Annotated in this window: 12 protein-coding genes and 1 pseudogene; 7 read left to right on the plus strand and 6 right to left on the minus strand. The window is 70.6% G+C overall.

Annotation, left to right across the window (positions count from 1 at the left end; translation table 11 throughout):
• Positions 1-24: 24 nt before the first annotated feature.
• Entirely contained in the window at positions 25-888 is an 864-nt protein-coding gene (locus OG507_RS36810; RefSeq protein ID WP_327371431.1) for an SCO6745 family protein, read from the minus strand.
• 134 nt (positions 889-1,022) lie between these two features.
• Between OG507_RS36810 and OG507_RS36815 the strand changes: the two genes are divergently transcribed.
• Positions 1,023-1,997 carry a GlxA family transcriptional regulator gene (locus OG507_RS36815; protein WP_327371432.1) on the plus strand — a complete coding sequence of 325 codons (975 nt, stop codon included), beginning with the start codon at positions 1,023-1,025 and terminating at the stop codon, positions 1,995-1,997.
• Between the two features lie 57 nt (positions 1,998-2,054).
• Positions 2,055-2,690 (plus strand): DJ-1/PfpI family protein, encoded by a 636-nt coding sequence (locus OG507_RS36820; RefSeq protein ID WP_327371433.1) that lies wholly within the window; start codon positions 2,055-2,057, stop codon positions 2,688-2,690.
• 11 nt (positions 2,691-2,701) lie between these two features.
• On the opposite strand, the gene OG507_RS36825 is transcribed toward OG507_RS36820, so the two are convergent.
• Entirely contained in the window at positions 2,702-3,472 is a 771-nt protein-coding gene (locus OG507_RS36825; protein WP_327371434.1) for an enoyl-CoA hydratase/isomerase family protein, read from the minus strand.
• Between the two features lie 277 nt (positions 3,473-3,749).
• On the opposite strand from OG507_RS36825, the gene OG507_RS36830 reads away from it, so the two are divergent.
• On the plus strand, positions 3,750-4,205 hold the full coding sequence (locus tag OG507_RS36830) for an ATP-binding protein (protein ID WP_327371435.1): 456 nt from the start codon (positions 3,750-3,752) through the stop codon (positions 4,203-4,205).
• A 39-nt stretch (positions 4,206-4,244) separates the two neighbouring features.
• On the opposite strand, the gene idi is transcribed toward OG507_RS36830, so the two are convergent.
• The 4 genes and pseudogenes from idi to galE all read right to left on the minus strand — a co-directional run bounded on the left by idi (position 4,245) and on the right by galE (position 8,183).
• The gene (idi, locus tag OG507_RS36835) at positions 4,245-4,838 is read right to left on the minus strand and encodes an isopentenyl-diphosphate Delta-isomerase (RefSeq protein WP_327371436.1); all 594 of its coding nucleotides are present in this window, start codon (positions 4,836-4,838) and stop codon (positions 4,245-4,247) included.
• A 250-nt stretch (positions 4,839-5,088) separates the two neighbouring features.
• Positions 5,089-5,877: pseudogene (locus OG507_RS36840) on the minus strand (class I SAM-dependent methyltransferase); the annotation flags it as partial.
• A 209-nt stretch (positions 5,878-6,086) separates the two neighbouring features.
• Complete coding sequence (locus tag OG507_RS36845; RefSeq protein WP_327371437.1) at positions 6,087-7,028, minus strand: cation diffusion facilitator family transporter; 942 nt, start codon at positions 7,026-7,028, stop codon at positions 6,087-6,089.
• A 138-nt stretch (positions 7,029-7,166) separates the two neighbouring features.
• The gene (gene galE / locus OG507_RS36850) at positions 7,167-8,183 is read right to left on the minus strand and encodes a UDP-glucose 4-epimerase GalE (protein WP_327371438.1); all 1,017 of its coding nucleotides are present in this window, start codon (positions 8,181-8,183) and stop codon (positions 7,167-7,169) included.
• A gap of 273 nt (positions 8,184-8,456) precedes the next feature.
• Between galE and OG507_RS36855 the strand changes: the two genes are divergently transcribed.
• From OG507_RS36855 to OG507_RS36870, 4 genes are read left to right on the plus strand one after another with little or no spacing between them, the layout of a single operon-like run.
• Positions 8,457-10,235 (plus strand): DUF5941 domain-containing protein, encoded by a 1,779-nt coding sequence (locus OG507_RS36855; protein WP_327371439.1) that lies wholly within the window; start codon positions 8,457-8,459, stop codon positions 10,233-10,235.
• Complete coding sequence (locus OG507_RS36860; RefSeq protein ID WP_327371440.1) at positions 10,232-10,969, plus strand: phosphocholine cytidylyltransferase family protein; 738 nt, start codon at positions 10,232-10,234, stop codon at positions 10,967-10,969. Before OG507_RS36855 ends, OG507_RS36860 begins: the two co-directional genes overlap by 4 nt.
• On the plus strand, positions 10,957-12,018 hold the full coding sequence (locus tag OG507_RS36865) for an iron-containing alcohol dehydrogenase family protein (RefSeq protein WP_327371441.1): 1,062 nt from the start codon (positions 10,957-10,959) through the stop codon (positions 12,016-12,018). The genes OG507_RS36860 and OG507_RS36865 overlap by 13 nt, the downstream gene beginning before the upstream one ends.
• Positions 11,996-12,781, plus strand: coding sequence for a CDP-alcohol phosphatidyltransferase family protein (locus tag OG507_RS36870; protein ID WP_327371442.1), 786 nt, complete (start codon positions 11,996-11,998; stop codon positions 12,779-12,781). Before OG507_RS36865 ends, OG507_RS36870 begins: the two co-directional genes overlap by 23 nt.
• Positions 12,782-12,786: the final 5 nt, after the last annotated feature.

Raw genomic sequence — 12,786 nt, forward strand, 5'->3', positions numbered from 1 at the left:
ACCCCGGTTGGCGGCTGGTGTCGCTCAGCCCTTGCCGACGAGATCCGCCGGAAACGCGCCCGCCGAGGCCGCCGTGAACAGGAAGCCGCGCGCCAGCTCGGTCAGCCGCTCCACGCCCTCCTCGCCCAGGTGTTCGTACGGGGCCAGGTCCATCCGGTCCGTGGCGTCCTCCAGATCGGCCCGCAGTGCGATGCCGGCCTCCGTCAACTCGCCCTCGTCGTCCAGGAGTCCACGGCCGCGCAGTCGCTCGGACGCCGCCTCCCAGTCGGTGCGGCGCCAGCCGCGGGTGGCGAGGACCCAGCGCGGGTTCATTCCCTTGCCGGTCGCGGTGTGGCTGACCAGGGCCTCCACCGGGTCGAGGCCGGCGGCGAGCAGGGCCGCGATGTGGGCGTCGCCGCGGTGTTCGCGCAGCAGCGTCCCGGCGTGCCAGTACGCCAGGTGCGGCGTCTCGGGCACCGGCAGATCGGCGTGGGCGGCGTAGATCGGCCGGGCGTGTCGGGTACATGCCTCGGCGGCGCGCAGGGCCAGTCCGGCCGCCTCGGCCAGTTCGGGGGAGGCGATGGTCTCCTCGCCCAGCAGGCGGCGCAGCGTGGCGTCGGCGGCGCGCAGCCGGGCCTCCAGGACCGCCTGCGGTGAGGCGATGGACCACACGGCGGGCAGATGCCGGGCGACGAGGTCGTGGTTGAAGTTGTAGAAGGCCGCGGTGACCGTGCCGGGGCCGACGGCGCCCAGGGCCGCCCCGCGGACGGCGAAGTACGCGGCGTTGGAGTCGTCGATGCCGAGCTCTCCCAGCTCCTTGCCGAGGTCGGGGGAGAAGTAGACCGTCGAGTGCAACGGGTTGATGGCGTTGTGGCAGCGGCGTCCGGCGCGCACCGGCAGAGTACTCATACGGTCACGTTACCGACTGGTCGGTACGTCCCGTAACCCCGGGGTGGCGCTCGATCCGCACGGACCCCGGCATGGCAGAAAGGGTGGGATATTCGTCGTTGCGGCCATGCTCCCGACTGCGCAGGATTGGAGGCATGACGCAGAGATCCGTAGTCGTCGTCCTCTTCGACGGTGTCCAGAGCCTCGATGTGGCCGGTCCGGTGGAGGTCTTCGCCGGGGCCTCCCATTTCCCCGGGGCCTCGTACGGACTGCGCACCGCCTCCCTCGACGGCGCCCCGGTCCGTACCAGCAGCGGCCTGACCCTCGTCCCGGACGGCAGCCTCGCCGGAATCGACGCCGAAACCGGAGCGCCGCACACCCTCCTCGTCCCCGGCGGCCCGGGCACCCGCAGCCCCGACCCGGCACTGGTCGACTGGCTGCGCACCCACGCCCCGCACGTCGAGCGGCTCGTCTCCGTCTGCACCGGCGCGCTGCTGCTCGCCGCGGCCGGACTGCTGGACGGGCACCGGGTGACCACGCACTGGTCGGTCTGCGAGCACCTCGCCCGCGCCTACCCGGCCGTCGAGGTAGACCCGGACCCGATCTTCGTACGCGACGGCAGGCTGGCCACCTCAGCCGGGGTCACCGCCGGTATCGACCTCGCCCTCGCACTCGTCGAGGAGGACCACGGCCGGGACATCGCGCTCACCGTCGCCCGCCACCTCGTGGTCTTTCTCCGCAGACCCGGAAACCAGGCCCAGTTCAGCGCCCAGCTCACCGCCCAGACCGCCCGGCGCGAGCCGCTGCGGGAGGTGCAGCACTGGATCACCGAGCACCCCGGCGACGACCTCTCCGTAGAGGCGCTCGCCGCCCGCGCCCGCCTGTCACCCCGTCACTTCGCCCGCGCATTCCAGGCCGAGACGGGTCTCACGCCGGGCCGATACGTGGACCGCGTACGCCTCGAACAGGCCCGTCGGCTCCTGGAGGACACCACCGACGGCGTCAGCGGCATTTCGCGCACCTGCGGCTACGGCACCCCCGAAGCCATGCGCCGCGCGTTCATCAAGGCCCTCGGCACGGCACCCGCCGAATACCGCCGCCGCTTCCGCACCCAGCCCGACTTCGACTGACCGAGGCCGGACCGACCGACGCCCGACTGACCGATCGACCGACCGACGAGGAATCCCATGCAGATCGCCATCGCCCTCTTCGAGCGCTACACCTCGCTCGACGCCGTGGGCCCCTACGAAATGCTCGCCCGCGTTCCCGGCGTCGACATCGTGTTCGTCGCAGAACGGACCGGACCCGTGTGCAACGACAACGGCAGCCTCGCGCTCGTCGCCGACAAGACCTTCGCCGACGTACCGGCACCGGACGTGATCGTCGTCCCCGGAGGCCCCGGCCAGCACGACCAGATGGAGAACGAGACACTTCTCGGCTGGCTGCGCGCGGCCGACGCCACCAGCACCTGGACCACCTCCGTCTGCACCGGTTCGCTGCTGCTCGCCGCCGCCGGACTGCTGGAGGGCCGCCGCGCCACCTCGCACTGGCTCGCGCTGGACTTCCTGAAGGGCTTCGGCGTCGAGGCGACCGTCGAACGCGTCGTCGTCGACGGCAAGTACGTCACGGCAGCGGGAGTCTCCTCCGGCATCGACATGGGGCTCACCCTGGTCGGCCGGATCGCGGGCGACGAGCACGCCATGGCCGTACAGCTGCTGACCGAGTACGACCCGCAGCCGCCGTACGACGCGGGCTCACCGGCCAAGGCCCCGGCGGCACTGGTCGAGGAGTTCCGGGCCAAGAGCCGCTTCATCCTCCAGTAGCCGCGGGGGCGTCAGGACTGCGTCGTCCAGGTGAAGCGCGGCGCGCGCCGCTCAAGGAAGGCGGCGACACCCTCCGCGGTGTCGCCGCTGAGCCGGGCCTGCTGCGCCCAGTAGGCGTCCCGGTCCTCGCGCCCCGTGGCGAACTCCTTCGCCGCCGCCTGGGTCAGCTGCGAGCGCGCCGCCAGCGTCCGTACGTACGCGTCGACCCGCTTGTCCAGCTCACCGGCCGGCAGCACCTCGTCCACCAGGCCGTTGCGCAGCGCCCGTGCGGTGTCGATCAGCTCGCCGGAGAACAGCAGATGCTTCGCCGCGGCCGGGCCGATCAGCGCCACCAGCCGACGGGTCGACGACCCGCCGTACACGATGCCGAGCTTCGCCGGAGTCACGCCGAACGACGCACCCTCCTCGGCGAAGCGCAGATCGCAGGCGGCCGCGAGCTGGCTGCCGCCGCCCACGCAGTAGCCGCGGATCGCCGCCAGCGTCGGCCGGGGGAACGCCGCGAGGGCCTCTTCGGCCGCCGCGGCGAGCGCTTGCGGGTCGTACGCCGGATCGCCCGCCCGGTCGCGGAGCGAGGAGATGTCCGCTCCGGCGCAGAAGGTGTCCCCGGCGCCCGTCAGCACCAGTACCCGGACCGCCGGGTCGGCGGCCAGCCGCGCCAGCAGACCGGGCAGCGCGCTCCACATCGCGGCCGTCATCGCATTGCGTTTGGCGGGGTTGCTGATGACGACGGTGGCGACACCGTCCGCGACGGCGTGCTCCAGCCGGGGTTCCCTACGGTCCATGCGCCGGATGCTATCCGTACGGTTCGAACTCGTGATCAAGAAGGGGGAGCCGGACAGGCACGCACCGTGAGGGGCTTCGCGTGGCCGGTGGGGAACTGCCGGACACACCCACCGACGAGGATCAGAACCAGTCCAAGAACCGATGCATTCGATCTTGTCCGGTCAAAAGCTGTCGATAGAAGTCGACTTTTGTTCAGTAGCACGGTCCGGACCAACTACGCCCCGCACTCTGTACTCGACGTGCAGTAACCGACGAGTCGAGAGCGGGTACCGGACTATGGAGAGCCGCGGGAGTGTCCCCGCCCGGCCCGTGTCGTACGAGGGAGTCTGGCGGTTCACCGCCCCGGCCGTGGACGTCTCCGTACCGCAGGCCAGGCACGCCGTGCGCGATCTGCTGAACCGCCAGGGCGTGCCGCTGGACGACGACATCGCCGAGGGCCTGCTGCTCATCGTCTCGGAGCTGGTCACCAATGCCGTGAAGCACGCCGCGCTGCTCTCACCGGAGCTGGCCGTCGAGGTGGCCGTCGGCGCGGAATGGGTCAGGGTGTCCGTCGAGGACAACCACCCCTACCGTCCGACGGCCCTGGAGACGGACTACGCGCAGACCGGCGGGCGCGGACTGCTGCTGGTCCGGGAGATCACCCGGGAGGCGGGCGGTGCCTGCGATGTGGAGCACACCGCAGGCGGCGGAAAGATCATCTGGGCGGCGCTGCCGCTGAGCCCGCACCTCTGACCTTCCGGATCCGCGGCGGCGGCCGGTGCCTTGCGCCGGTCACCAGCCGGCGGACGGTCCGGTCAGCTCCCTGATCGCAGGCCGTGCGGCATCCAGCACCGTCATGAACCAGGCCGAGAACGGTGCCCGGGCATGCTGCTCGGCGAGCTCTTCCGCCGTCACGAACGCGGTCTCGCCGACCTCCTCCGGGTCCGGGTGCAGCCCGTCCTGCGCCATGCCCACGAAGAGATGGTTGAATTCCTGCTCCACCAGACCGGAGGCCGGGTCGGGGTGGTTGTAGCGGACCGTGCCCGCCTCGGCCAGCAGGGAGGGCGAGACCCCCAGCTCCTCGTGCGTACGCCGGGCGGCGGCGGCGAAGGGCGCCTCACCCGGGTAGGGGTGGCCGCAGCAGGTGTTCGACCAGACACCGGGGGAGTGGTACTTGCCGAGCGCGCGGCGCTGCAGCAGCAGCCTGCCCTGCTCGTCGAAGAGGAACACCGAGAAGGCCCGGTGCAGTTGACCGGGCGGCTGATGGGCGGCGAGCTTCTCCGCCGTACCGATGGTGGTGCCGTTCTCGTCGACCAGTTCGAGCATGATCGCTTCTGCTGTGCCGTTCGACGAGCTGTTCGCCGCGGTGGCTGGTGTGGTCGGCATACCCATCCTTCGCTATGGTCCCGGCCTCGTGCGCCGGTCCCGTCGAGTCCGGTCAAGTCTGCCGTACAAAAGCCGCTTGCCCGCACTTCGGGTCCTGGCATGTCCGGCCCCGCCACCCCGCCTCACGGCGTGGCGGGGCCGGACGGCACGTCAGACTCCGAAGGCCGCCGGATACCGGATCGTGCCCCGCGCCACCGGCACGGAGTCGCCGAACACCAGCGCCCGCATCGCTTCGTCAGTGCGAACGCCGCGATGCCTCCGGCCGGGCCGTCGGGCGGGGGCCGGCGGGGCGCAGCACGTAACAGGCGTAGCCGTACTCCGTGCCGTGTTCGCGCCGCATGGCCAGCTCCTCGCGGGTCGCCGCGAGCGCCCACTCCATGCCGGGAGCCGAGGCGTCGGTGTTCGCGACGCGCTCGGCGAGCGGGACGTAGTACTCGTCCCAGTCGCTGTCGGGCTGCACCCACGCTCCCAGGACGTGGTAGCCCGCCGCCATGGCTGCCGCGGTGTTGGCCGCCACAGGGCGCATCGACGTCTCCTGCTCCCAGTAGATGCGGGCCTCGTCCGTCGGCGCGTCCGTCGTCCAGACGCACTCGCTGACGACGAGGGAGCCGCCAGGGGCCAGCAGCCGCTTCCAGTCACGCAGTGCGGTGTCGAAACCGATGATGTACGCGGACCCCTCGGCCCAGACGAGATCGAACGAGCCGTCCGGGAAGTCGGGTCCCGTGAGTTCGGCCATGTCGGCCCGGACCGTACGGATGCGGTCGCCGAGCCCACGGGCTTCGGCCGCCTCGCGCAGTTCGTCGAGGAACGGCTCGTGGAGATCGACGGCGGTCACCTCGGCGCCCGCCTCGGCGGCGAGCAGCAGGGCGGCGCGGCCGGGCCCGCAGCCCAGATCCAGGACGCGCGGACGGCGCGGCAACGGGCCCGCGAGCGCCAGCATCCGCCGGGTGGTGGCATCGGAGCCCGGGCTCTGCCGGGGCAGGTTGTGGTGCAGGGAGAAGAACGCCGCGTAACGGACGGCGTGATCGTTGTCGGTCAACGTGGGAACCCTTGTGTGAGAGGGCTCCGGCCAACGTGACGACCCGGTGTGTGGGCCGGGGCTAGCCGAGAACCCTGGAGATGAGGAGGGACCGGATGCTGCGCCGGGCAGGCGCCGTCGCGACGGTCATCAACCTCAGCTCCTCTCATCGGACACGGGGAGGCCCACTTGCCTCGCCGGACACCCTACACGTGCTGTCGAACGGCGGTTCAGTGACAGAGCCTGGCCTCGTGCTCGGCATGGCCGCTCGGCTCCAGCTGGAAGGTGCAGTGCTCCACGTCGAAGTGGACACCGAGGCAGCCCTGCAGTTCGTGGAGCAGCTTCTCGTGACCGATCGAGTCCAGCATCTCCTGGCGCACCACCACATGGGCCGAGAGCACCGGCATCCCCGAGGTGATCGTCCAGGCATGCAGGTCATGGACGTCCAGCACTCCGGGAAGAGCGGTGATGTGGGCCCGTACCTCAGCCATGTCGACGCCCTTGGGTGCCGCCTCCAGCAGCACGTTGAGCGTCTCCCTGAGCAGCTTCACCGTACGGGGGACGATCATCAGGCCGATCACCAGCGAGGCGATCGGGTCGGCTGCCTGCCAGCCGGTGGCCAGGATGATTCCCGCCGAGATCAGCACGGCCAGCGAGCCGAGCGTGTCCGCGAGCACCTCCAGATAGGCGCCGCGCACATTGAGGCTGTCCTTCTGCCCGCGCAGCAGCAGCGACAGGGAGACGATGTTGGCGACCATGCCGAGCAGGGCGAAGACGATCGTCAGCCCGCCCCTGGTCTCGGCCGGGGTGATGAAGCGCTCGATCGCCTCGAAGAGCAGAAAGCCGCCCACGCCGAGCAGCAGCAGACAGTTGGCCAGGGCGGCGAGGATCTCGGCGCGGGCGAAGCCGAAGGTGCGGTTGAGCCCGGCCGGCCGGTTGGCGAAGTGGATCGCCAGCAGCGCCATGCCCAGGCCCAGGGCGTCGGTCGCCATGTGGGCGGCGTCGGCGATCAGGGCGAGGGAGTCGGAGAGCAGTCCGCCGACGATCTCCAGGACCATCACGGCGAGCGTGATGCACAGTGCGATCCGCAGCCGTCCCTTGTACGCGGCGGCTGCCGTGCCCGTGGGTGGCGGCCCGCCGTGGGTGTGCCCGTGGTCGTGCCCTGCCCCCATGGGGACGCCTCCCGGTCGTCTCGCGGACTCGGACCCGATCGACCCGAGCACTGTCAGTGAACTACGGGTGGGGGGTATCGGGCAACACGGTACTGAACACCGTTGTCATATGCCCTGACCTGCGGAAATGGCTGCAGGTCAGGACTGTGGGGCGATCACCGACGGCTCAGTTGCCGCGCACGTCGGCCTGGGGGGGTGGTGCAGGCACCAGCCCTCCCAGGCCGACTCGACCATTTCGCGTACCCCGCGCCGGGCCGTCCAGCCCAGCTCCTCGGACATCCGGGCGGCGGACGCGACGGCCTTCGCCGCATCGCCGGGGCGGCGCGCCTCGATCTCCGGCTTCTGCGGCCGGCCGCTGACCTCGCCCACCAGATCGGCGAGCTCACGCACCGAGACGCCCTCGCCGCGGCCGATGTTCACGGTCAGGTCCCCGGCGTCCTGCCGGGCCATCTTCCGGGCGACGGCGAGATGCGCGTCGGCGAGGTCCGCGACATGGATGTAGTCGCGGATGCAGGTGCCGTCGGGCGTCGGGTAGTCGTCACCGAAGATCCGGGGGGCCTCGCCGCGGGTCAGCCGGTCGAAGAACATCGGAATCACATTGAAGACACCGGTGTCCGACAGTTCCGGCGCGGCCGCCCCGGCCACGTTGAAGTAGCGCAGACAGCCGGTGGACAGCCCGTGCGCCTTACCGGTCGCCCGGACCAGCCACTCCCCGGCGAGCTTCGTCTCACCGTACGGATTGATCGGGACACAGGGAGTGTCCTCGGTGATGAGTTCCACATCCGGTACGCCGTATACCGCGGCCGAGGACGAGAACAGAAAGCGCCGCACGCCGGCCGCGACGACGGCCTCCAGCAGGACGGTCAGCCCGGCCAGGTTCTCCCGGTAGTACAGCAGCGGCTTCTCGACGGACTCGCCGACCTGCTTCTTCGCTGCGAGATGCACCACACCGGTCACGGCGTGCTCGGTCAGCACCCGGTCGAGCAGCCCGCGGTCGGCGGCCGAGCCCCGGACCAGCGGCACATCGGCCGGCAGCCGCTCGGCGACACCGGTCGAGAGGTCGTCGAGGACGACCACCCGCTCACCGGTCCCCACCATGGACCGCACCACATGTGCACCGATATATCCCGCTCCGCCTGTGATCAGCCATGTCATGCGGGTCAGCCTAGGTCTATGACACCGCGTTTTGTCAGGCGAGGCGGTGTTCGACGATGATGATCGCGGGCGGCGCGCATGATGCCGGTCCACCCCGAACGGAGCATAAACGGGCAGTGAACTCCCGCTTCCGTTCATCCGATAGCCTCTGCCGACGTGCCGCCGGCCCGCTTGTGGGTCGCACAGTCGCGCGCCGACCCCGTCAGCACCAAGGAGTGAGTTCGTCTGTCGACCGCCATTCTCACCGGTGCGCCGGTGCCCGGATCGTCACTCGTGGACGATCTGCGGTCACTGGACTTCGACGTACAGATCGCCGCCGATGTGACCGAGGCCGCACGGCTGCTCTCGGCCGTCCCCGCCGACCGCCGCGTCGCACTGGTCGACCCCCGTTTCGTCGGCCACGTCCATGCCCTCAGGCTCGGACTGACCGACCCCCGCTTCCCCGCCGCCACCGTGCCCGGTGCGCTCACCGCGCAGCCCGAGGCGCGCCCCGCGCTCGTCCGCGCCCTGAGCGCCACGGCCGCGGCCGTCGGCGCGGGCGCTCCCACCGGCGCGACGACGGCGACGGTCACCGACCGCACCGTGCCCGGCCGCCTCGCCGCCACCATGGACGCCGCGGGCACCGCCGTGCAGCGCCCCGAGCTCGGCTCGCTGGTCGCCGCCGTGCCGGCCGACGACTCCGCGCGCACCACCGCGCAGAGCGCCGTCGACGCGGTCGACGAGGAGGCGGTACGGCTGCGCAGCGCCGTGAAGGCCCACGACGGCTTCTTCACCACGTTCTTCATCAGCCCGTACTCCCGCTACATCGCCCGCTGGTGCGCCCGCCGCGGCCTCACCCCGAACCAGGTCACCACCGCGTCCCTGCTCACCGCGTTGATCGCGGCGGGCAGCGCGGCGACCGGCACCCGCGGCGGCTACATCGCCGCCGGACTGCTGCTGCTGTTCTCCTTCGTCCTGGACTGCACCGACGGGCAGCTCGCCCGCTACTCGCTGCAGTACTCGACGATGGGCGCCTGGCTGGACGCCACCTTCGACCGGGCCAAGGAGTACGCGTACTACGCGGGCCTCGCGCTCGGCGCCGCCCGTGGCGGCGACGACGTCTGGGCACTGGCCCTCGGCGCGATGGTGCTCCAGGCCTGCCGCCATGTCATTGACTTCTCGTTCAACGAGGCGAACCACGACGCGGTGGCCAATTCGAGCCCCACGGCGGCCCTCTCCGACCGGCTGGACAGCGTCGGCTGGACGGTCTGGCTGCGCCGGATGATAGTGCTGCCGATCGGCGAGCGCTGGGCGATGATCGCGGTGCTGACCGCGGTGACCACGCCCCGGATCGTCTTCTACGCCCTGCTCATCGGCTGCGCCTTCGCGGCCTGCTACACCACCGCGGGCCGCCTGCTGCGCTCGCTGACCCGCAAGGCGGAGCGCACCGACCGCGCCGCCCGGGCACTGGCCGACCTCGCCGACTCCGGACCCGTCGCCCAGATCGTGGCGGCACGGGGCCCCCGGATCGGGGGCGCCTGGAGCGCACCGGTGATCGCGCTCGTCGGCGCGGGGGCACTGATCGCCGCCGCTACGCAGCAGCCGTTCGGCAGTGTGCAGATGATCTTCGCTGCGGTGTTCTACGCGATCTGCTCGGGCATCGCCGTGGCCCGCCCCCTCAAGGGCGCCCTCGACTGGCTCGTACCGCCGATATTCAGGGCGGCGGAGTACTGCACCATCCTCGTTCTCGCCGCCCGCAGCGATGTCCCCGGAGCCCTTCCCGCGGCCTTCGGGCTCGTCTCGGCCGTCGCCTACCATCACTACGACACGGTGTACCGCATTCGCGGCGGCACCGGCGCGCCGCCCCAGTGGCTGGTACGCGTGATCGGTGGGCACGAGGGCCGAACCCTGGTGGTGGCCGTACTCGCCGCCGTACTCACTCAGCATTCAGCGTTCACCGTGGCACTCACCGCCCTCGCGGTGGCTGTGGCGCTGGTGGTGCTCGTGGAGTCCATCCGCTTCTGGGTGTCCTCCAAAGCACCCGCCGTTCACGACGAAGGAGAACCCGCATGATCGGCCTCGTACTGGCAGCCGGTGCAGGACGGCGTCTGCGCCCCTACACCGACACGCTTCCGAAGGCCCTCGTGCCTGTAGACGGCGACAAGACGGTCCTGGACCTCACGCTGGCCAACTTCGCGGAGATCGGTCTCACCGAGGTGGCCGTCGTCGTCGGCTACCGCAAGGAAGCGGTGTACGACCGCAAGGCCGAGCTCGAAACGAAGTACGGCGTGAAGCTCACCCTGATCGACAACGACAAGGCCGAGGAGTGGAACAACGCCTACTCCCTGTGGTGCGCCCGTGAGGTCCTGACGCGCGGTGTCATCCTGGCCAACGGCGACACCGTCCACCCCGTCTCCGTCGAGAAGACCCTGCTCGCCGCCCGCGGCGACGGCCGGAAGATCATCCTCGCCCTCGACACGGTGAAGCACCTCGCCGACGAGGAGATGAAGGTCATCACCGAGGGCGACAAGGGTGTGCGAAGCATCACCAAGCTGATGGACCCGGCCACCGCGACCGGCGAGTACATCGGCGTCACCCTCATCGAGCCCGAGGCCGCGGCCGAGCTCGCCGACGCGCTCAGGGCGACGTTCGAACGCGACCCCGACCTGTACTACGAGGACGGCTACCAGGAGCTCGTGAACCGCGGCTTCACCGTCGACGTGGCCCCCATCGGGGAAGTGACGTGGGTCGAGATCGACAACCACGACGACCTCGCGAAGGGCCGTGAGATCGCGTGCCAGTACTGACCCGGCTCATCCCGTCCCCGGTCGTCGTCGACATCCGCCGCGGCGCCCTGGACGACCTGGCCGGCCTCCTCGCCGACCAGCGGATCTCCAACTCGGGCAGGCTTGCCATCGCCATAAGCGATGGCTCGGGGCGGGCGCTGCGCGAGAAGCTCTCGCCGGTCCTGCCCGGAGCGGACTGGTACTCCGTGGCCAGCGGCAACATCGACGCGGCTGTGAAGCTGGCCGACGACATCAAGGGCAAGCGGTACGACGCCGTGGTCGGCCTCGGCGGCGGCAAGATCATCGATGTCGCGAAGTACGCCGCGGCCCGGGTCGGCCTGCCATTGGTCTCCGTCGCCACGAACCTCGCCCACGACGGCCTGTGCTCGCCGGTCGCGACGCTGGACAATGACAACGGCCGTGGCTCGTACGGTGTCCCGACGCCGATCGCGATGGTCATCGACCTTTCTGTCATCCGCAATGCCCCGGACCGTTTCGTACGCTCCGGCATCGGTGACGCGATCTCCAACATCTCGGCGATCGCCGACTGGGAACTCTCGCACCAGGTCAATGGCGAGCAGATCGACGGACTCGCCGCGGCCATGGCCCGTACGGCGGGCGAAGCCGTCCTGCGCCACCCCGGCACCGTTGCCGACGACGAGTTCCTCACTGTCCTCGCCGAGTCGCTCGTGCTCTCAGGCATCGCGATCTCGATCAGCGGGGACACCCGCCCGTCGTCCGGCGCCTGCCACGAGATCAGCCACGCCTTCGACCTGCTCTTCCCCAAGCGGGCCGCGAGCCACGGAGAGCAGGTCGGCCTCGGCGCTGCCTTCGCGATGCATCTGCGCGGAGCCCATGAGCAGTCCGGGCTGTTCTCCCACGTACTGCGCCGCCACGGTCTGCCCGTCCTGCCCGAAGACATCGGCTTCACCGCCGACGAGTTCGTCCAGGCCGTCGACTACGCCCCGCAGACCCGCCCGGGACGCTTCACGATCCTGGAACACCTCAACCTGTCCACCGACCAGATCAGGGACGCGTACGCCGACTATGCCAAGACCATCAGTAGCTGAACTCCGTCCGGTCGTTCACCCGGACGGAGTGAAGGACCGGCGCAGCGGTGAGCACTGGGCCGGGCGCATGTACATGCGGGAGATCTCGCTGCACATCGACCCGTACCTGGTGAACACGAAGATCACGCCGAACCAGCTCACCTACCTCATGGTGGTCGTGGGCGTCATCGGCGGCGCCGCCCTGCTGATCCCGGGGCTGACCGGCGCGATCCTCGCGGTCGTGCTGTTCCAGATCTATCTCCTGCTCGACTGCGTCGACGGAGAGGTCGCCCGCTGGCGCAAGCAGACCTCGATCACCGGTGTCTACCTGGACCGGATAGGCCACTACCTCTGCGAGGCGGCCCTGCTGGTCGGCTTCGGCATCCGGGGTGCGGACGTCTTCCACCAGAACGGCACCGCGGCGAACTGGCTGTGGGCGTTCCTCGGGACGCTCGCCGCGCTCGGCGCGATCCTGATCAAGGCCGAGACCGACCTGGTCGACGTCGCCCGTCAGCGCAGCGGACTGCCCGCGGTCAAGGACGAGGCCTCCGTGCCGCGCTCCTCCGGTCTGGCGCTCGCCCGCCGTGGCGCCGCCGCGCTGAAGTTCCACCGTCTCGTCGGCGGCATCGAGGCCAGCCTCTTCATCCTGGTGGCCGCGATCCTCGACGTGGTCCACGGCGACCTGTTCTTCAGCCGCCTCGGCATCGCGATCCTGGCCGGCATCGCCATCGTCCAGACCCTGCTGCACCTCGTGTCGATCCTGGCGTCGAGCAGGCTGAAGTGAGCACC

The organism is Streptomyces sp. NBC_01217, assembly GCF_035994185.1.
Lineage (GTDB): Bacteria > Actinomycetota > Actinomycetes > Streptomycetales > Streptomycetaceae > Streptomyces.

Excerpts from the sequence above, each read along its gene's own strand:
- OG507_RS36810 (WP_327371431.1), bottom strand. The coding sequence starts at position 888 with ATGAGTACTCTGCCGGTGCGCGCCGGACGCCGCTGCCACAACGCCATC.
- OG507_RS36820 (WP_327371433.1), top strand. The coding sequence starts at position 2,055 with ATGCAGATCGCCATCGCCCTCTTCGAGCGCTACACCTCGCTCGACGCC.
- OG507_RS36825 (WP_327371434.1), bottom strand. The coding sequence starts at position 3,472 with ATGGACCGTAGGGAACCCCGGCTGGAGCACGCCGTCGCGGACGGTGTC.
- OG507_RS36815 (WP_327371432.1), top strand. The coding sequence starts at position 1,023 with ATGACGCAGAGATCCGTAGTCGTCGTCCTCTTCGACGGTGTCCAGAGC.
- OG507_RS36870 (WP_327371442.1), top strand. The coding sequence starts at position 11,996 with ATGCCAAGACCATCAGTAGCTGAACTCCGTCCGGTCGTTCACCCGGAC.
- OG507_RS36860 (WP_327371440.1), top strand. The coding sequence starts at position 10,232 with ATGATCGGCCTCGTACTGGCAGCCGGTGCAGGACGGCGTCTGCGCCCC.
- galE (WP_327371438.1), bottom strand. The coding sequence starts at position 8,183 with ATGACATGGCTGATCACAGGCGGAGCGGGATATATCGGTGCACATGTG.
- idi (WP_327371436.1), bottom strand. The coding sequence starts at position 4,838 with ATGCCGACCACACCAGCCACCGCGGCGAACAGCTCGTCGAACGGCACA.
- OG507_RS36845 (WP_327371437.1), bottom strand. The coding sequence starts at position 7,028 with ATGGGGGCAGGGCACGACCACGGGCACACCCACGGCGGGCCGCCACCC.
- OG507_RS36830 (WP_327371435.1), top strand. The coding sequence starts at position 3,750 with ATGGAGAGCCGCGGGAGTGTCCCCGCCCGGCCCGTGTCGTACGAGGGA.